The organism is Streptomyces sp. BRA346 (assembly GCF_052851135.1).
This window is the reverse complement of record NZ_JAIWIH010000102.1, coordinates 1-5,439: the sequence shown is the minus strand read 5'-3', so window position 1 is coordinate 5,439 and position 5,439 is coordinate 1. Positions and strand designations below refer to the sequence as shown.

At 68.8% G+C, this 5,439-nt stretch carries 2 protein-coding genes and 3 pseudogenes; 3 read left to right on the top strand and 2 right to left on the bottom strand.

The features are described 5' to 3' along the window. Together LCH29_RS43455 and LCH29_RS43450 are read right to left on the bottom strand one after the other, a co-directional pair. Positions 1 to 114, bottom strand: a pseudogene (locus LCH29_RS43455) (IS3 family transposase); the annotation flags it as partial. A gap of 3 nt (positions 115 to 117) precedes the next feature. Then, positions 118 to 501, bottom strand: a pseudogene (locus LCH29_RS43450) (IS4-like element ISSav1 family transposase); the annotation flags it as partial. Between the two features lie 208 nt (positions 502 to 709). Between LCH29_RS43450 and LCH29_RS43445 the strand changes: the two are divergent. The 3 genes and pseudogenes from LCH29_RS43445 to LCH29_RS43435 all read left to right on the top strand — a co-directional run. Then, positions 710 to 1,396, top strand: a pseudogene (locus LCH29_RS43445) (ISL3 family transposase); the annotation flags it as partial. Between the two features lie 106 nt (positions 1,397 to 1,502). After that, a complete protein-coding gene (locus tag LCH29_RS43440; protein WP_446467203.1) occupies positions 1,503 to 2,270 on the top strand; it encodes a transposase in 768 nt (255 codons plus the stop codon). Between the two features lie 558 nt (positions 2,271 to 2,828). Continuing rightward, a partial coding sequence (locus LCH29_RS43435; RefSeq protein WP_446467202.1) for a carbohydrate-binding protein occupies positions 2,829 to 5,439 on the top strand: 2,611 nt, incomplete at its 3' end.

Below are 5,439 nucleotides of genomic sequence, written 5' to 3'. Positions count from 1 at the left end.
GTCGCGGATCGCGGACAGCCACAGCGGGCCCTCCTCGGTTGCGATCATGGTCAGGTCCGTGACCCACAGCCGGTTCGACACGTCCGCGGTGAAGTCGCGTTGCACCAGGTCAGGGGCCGGATTCGTGTCCGGGTCACGTGGCGTGCGGTCACGGCGTCCGTCGGGGCCCGGTCCGGCGGCCGGGTGCACGGTGATGGCGAGGCTGGTGATCCGGGAAGCGCCCAGGACTTGTACCTGGTCCGGTGGTGCGGCATAGCGGGAGATCGGGCACTTGACCCGGCAGGGCGTGATGCGCGCCCGGCGGGGCGGGAGCAGGTTGTCCAGCACGGCTGGTGCGATCCGCCCCGGTCCGGCGTCGGGCAGTACGTCGGCGGCGGCGATGAGCTGGTCTTTGGCGGTCTCCAGGGCGACCGTGAAGGAGGCGCGGTCCGGGTCGGTGCCGGGGGCCACCTCGACGGCCTCGGTCATCGCGTGGCGTAGCGCCTGGTAGACGGCCAGATGATCACCTCTTCCACCTGACTCCCATGGAGCCAGCCTGATCACTTGATCACGGAAGGGGTCACTTTTCATCGACCGATAGGGGGTCACGGTTCAGGTTCTGGATCACTTTCAGTGCCGGAGCCACGGAGGGTCACCAAAACCGCGATCATGAACGGCTGTGGGTGATGTGTTCCTCCAGGACCTGTGGTTCCACCAGGTCGAAGGCGTAATGATCGAAAACGCTGTGGTCGACGGCGAGTTAATGGTCGTGCAGGCCCACACGTCGGCCGAGCGGGCCGCGTGTCCCGCCTGCGGGACGACGTCGGGCCGAGTGCACAGCCGATACGTACGCCGTCTCGCCGACACTGCAGTCGCCGGGCGGCCCGTGGTGATCGAGTTACAGGTCCGGCGGTTCCGCTGCTGCGACCGCGCCTGCCGGCGGACCACTTTCGCCGAGCAGGTCGACGGACTCACCTTCCGGCACGGACGGCGAAGCTCCGGGCTGCAGACGGTGCTGCAACAGGTAGCGGTGATGCTGGCGGGCCGGGCCGGCGCCCGCCTGGCGAACACGCTCGCGGTCAGGGCGAGCCGGTCGACGCTCCTGCGGCTGATACGCCGTCTGCCGGAGCCCGAAGTGCACACGCCGCGGGTGCTCGGGGTGGACGAGTTCGCCCTGCGCAAGGGACGCAACTACGGCACGATCCTGGTGGACATCGATAGGCGCCGTCCGGTTGATCTGCTGCCCGACCGGGCCACGGCGACGGTGGCCGCCTGGCTCGCCGGCCACCCCGGCGTCGAGGTGATCTGCCGTGACCGGTCCACCGCATACGCCGAGGCCGGACGACTCGGCGCCCCGGACGCGATTCACGTCGCGGACCGGTGGCACATCTGGAAAAACCTGGCCGAGGCCGTCGAGAAGACGGTCATCCAGCACCGAGCCCTGCTGCGCGAGCCGGAGAACAGTGCCCCGGACCGCGTCGCCGAGCCCCTGGAGAGCCCGGAGCCTGCGCCGCCTTCCCCGGATGAACCACGGCCAGTCGGGCCGTCTGTCCGACCGGGTGCGCGAGCAGCACGCGGCCGTCCACGCCCTGCTGGACGAGGGGCTCGGGCTGCGGCCGATCGCCCGCCGACTGGACTTGGCCCGCAACACCGTCCGCCGCCTCGCCAATGCGGCCACCGCGGACGAACTCCTGGTCGGACGGTGGACCGGCCGGACCAGCATCCTCGACCCCTACAAGTCCTACCTGCATCAGCGGTGGACCGAAGGCTGCACCGTGGCCCGCCGACTGTTCGAGGAAGTCCGCGAGCGCGGCTATCCCGGCGGCGAGAGCGTGGTGAAAAGGTACGTCCAACGGCTCCGCGAAGCCTTGCCGCATGACGATCCGCCCCGCAAAGCGCCGTCCGTGCGCGACGTGACCAGCTGGATCACCCGCCGCCCCGACCGGCTCGACGACGACCAGGCCCAGCTGCTCAAGCAGATTCTCACCCGCTGCCCCGCCCTCGACCGAACCGCCGAACACGTCCGCGCCTTCGCCGAATTGATGAACGACCGCCGGGGCCGCGAACTCGGTCAATGGATAGAACGCGTGCAGGCTGACGACGTGCCCGCCCTGCACGGCTTCGTCACCGGCCTCGGCCAGGACCTCGACGCCGTCGTCGCCGGGCTCAGCCTCCGCTACAGCTCCGGCGCCGTCGAGGGCCACAACAACAAGATCAAGATGATCAAGCGGCAAATGTTCGGCCGCGCCAACTTCGACCTGCTCCGAAAGCGGATCCTCCTCGCGGCGTGAGGCCGTTCATGATCGCGGTTTTGGTGACCCTCCGTGGCTCCGGCACTGAAAGTGATCCAGAACCACGGTTCAAAGCACGCCGACACCTTCCTCGCGGGACTCCGGGCGCTCCAACCTCGGCTGCGGAGCGCAGGGTGTGTTCGTGGCCGGCGAAGGTGTGGCCGGGCTCGGCCGGGATGTCGAGCGGGCGGCGGCCATCAGGCACCCGTCTGCGTCCCGCCAGTTCGGGTTGGAGATGGCACCGAGTCCTGACAGGGCTCGGGCCCTTCGTAACGTGCTCCACAACAGACCAAAAGCCTGGCTGGTCCGGAGGAACTGTGGACATATTGGGCTGAAGTCTTCTAGCCTTGTCGGTGCACCGTCACGGTCGTCGATGTGACCCGACAGCGCGGTGGCCATCGACTTCTCCTGTTTCCGAGCTGTTGCCCCCGCTCGGCGTAGTGGCCTGCTGAAGCACACCCAGCAGGCCGAAGCGGCGACATCCCGCTACGGCATCGGCGCGGCAGCGCGCGCCCCAAGCCTGGCAGCCATCTGTTCAGGAAGGGGACTGTATTTGACATGTTCATGAAAATCAGGAAGGTTGCAACCGCGCGTTGGCAGGCCATTGGTTCGGCTCTGCTCCTGGTCGCGACCGCTCTCATCGCCGCCTTCTCCAGTGCCACCCCGGCCTCGGCGCACCCGATCAACGCCGCCGACTTCCAGCAGGTCCAACTGGCCCGCGGGGTCGCGGAGGTCGGTGAGCCGATGTCGCTGGCCGTACTCGCCGACCGGTCGGTGCTGCACACCGCTCGCAACGGGACCGTGCGCCGCACGGATGCGGGCGGCACCACCACGGTGATCGGCACCATCCCCGTGTACGCGCACGACGAGGACGGCCTGCAGGGCATCGGCATCGACCCGGGCTTCGCCACCAACCGGCACATCTACCTGTACTACGCCCCGCCGCTGTCCACACCAGGAGGCGACGCACCGACCACCGGCGGCAACTGGTCGGCGTGGCAGGGTGTCAACCGGCTTTCCCGCTTCACGCTCAACGCCGACTTCTCGCTCAACCAGTCCAGCAGAGTGGACATCCTCGACGTGCCGGCTGACCGAGGTATCTGCTGCCACGCCGGCGGAGACATCGACTTCGACGCGGCAGGCAACCTGTACCTGTCCACGGGCGACGACACCAACCCGTTCGAGTCCGCCGGATATTCCCCACTCGACGAGCGGGCCAACCGCAACCCGGCGTTCGACGCGCAGCGCACCGCCGCCAACACCAACGACCTGCGCGGCAAGATCTTACGAATCAAGGTGAACGAGAACGGGTCGTACTCGATCCCGGCAGGCAACATGTTCCCGCCCGGAACGGCCAGGACCCGGCCGGAGATCTACGCGATGGGCCTGCGCAACCCGTTCCGGATGAGCGTGGACAAGGCCACCGGCATCGTCTACGTCGGCGACTACGGCCCCGATGCCGGCGCCACCTCGGCGCGCGGGCCGCAGGGCCAGGTCGAGTTCAACCGCATCACGGGCCCGGGCTTCTATGGCTGGCCGTACTGCACCGGCACGAACACGAGTTCCGAGACGTACGCCGAGTGGGACTTCGCCACCAACACGGCAGGCGCGAAGTACAACTGCTCGGGCGGGCCGACGAACAACTCGTTCCGCAACACCGGCTTGAGCACGCTGCCCCCTGCCAAGGCCGCCTGGATCCGTTACGGCGGCGACGCCGGCAGCCCGCCGGCGTTCGGCGGAGGCTCGGAGTCGCCGATGGCCGGCCCGGTGTACCGGTACGACCCCGACGTCAGCTCGCCCACGAAGTTCCCGCAGTCGTTCGACGGGCAGTTCTTCGCCACGGAGTTCGGCCGCGGCTGGATCAAGCCGATCCACCTCAACGCCGACGGCTCCCCGGGGACCATCGACAGCTTCCCCTGGAACGGCAAGCAGGTGATCGACTCGGCGTTCGGCCCGGACGGCTCCTACTACGTGCTGGACTACGGCGCCGGGCTGTATCAGGGCGACCAGTACTCCGCCCTTTACCGCTTCGACCACGTCGGCGGCGGCAACCGGGCGCCCACGGCGGTGGCCGGCGCCAACCGGACCTCCGGCGCGGCGCCGTTGACCGTGACCTTCTCCTCGGCCGGCTCGTCCGACCCCGAGGGCGGGGCACTGACCTATGCGTGGAGCTTTGGTGACGGCACCACCTCCACCGCCGCCAACCCGACGAAGACGTACCACACGAACGGCGACTACACGGCCACGCTGACCGTGCGCGACCCGCAGGGCGCCACGGGCACCGCCGACGTGCGGATCACCGTCGGCAACACCGCGCCGACCGTGACCATCGACAGCCCCGCCGCGGGGGAGATCTTCGCCTTCGGCGACACCGTGCCGTTCCGTATCACCGTGACGGATCCGGAGGACGGCACGGTCGACTGCGCCAAGGTCAAGCTGACGTACATCGTCGGTCACGACAGCCACGGCCATCCGATCACCTCGAAGACCGGTTGCTCCGGCACGATCACCATCCCGGTCGACGGTGAGCACGACGACGCGGCGAACATCTTCGGGGTCTTCGATGCCGAGTACACCGACAACGCCGGGCTCACCACGCACACCCAGCACATCCTGCAGCCGAAGCACCGGCAGGCCGAGCACTACAAGACATCGTCCGGCATCACCACCTTCGACAAGTCGACCGCCGAGGGCGGCAAGTCCGTCGGCGACATCGACAACGGCGACTGGATCGCATTCGAGCCCTACAAACTGAGCAACGCCACGTCGTTCAGCGCCCGGGTGTCCTCAGCCGGCGCGGGCGGCACGTTGCAGGTCCGGGCCGGCTCGCCGACCGGCACCGTCCTCGGCTCCGCCACCGTCCCGGTCACCGGCTCGTGGACGAACTTCACCACCGTGGGCGGCTCGATCTCCGGTGCGCCGGCCGGCACCACCACGCTCTACCTGACCTTCGCCGGCGGCTCCGGATTCCTCTTCGACGTCGACGCGTTCACCTTCGATCCCGGCGGCGGCCAGACCCCTGGCGCGGGTCCGGTCCTGGGGGTCGCGGGCAAGTGCCTGGATGTCCGTAACGGCAGTTCGGCGGATGGGACGGCGGTGCAGATCTCGTCGTGTACGGGCTCGGCTGGGCAGCGGTGGACGGTGACGCCGGGGTCGACGGTCAAGGCGT

Coding starts and splice junctions, on each gene's coding strand:
- LCH29_RS43440 (WP_446467203.1), top strand. CDS start 1,503: ATGAACCACGGCCAGTCGGGCCGTCTGTCCGACCGGGTGCGCGAGCAG.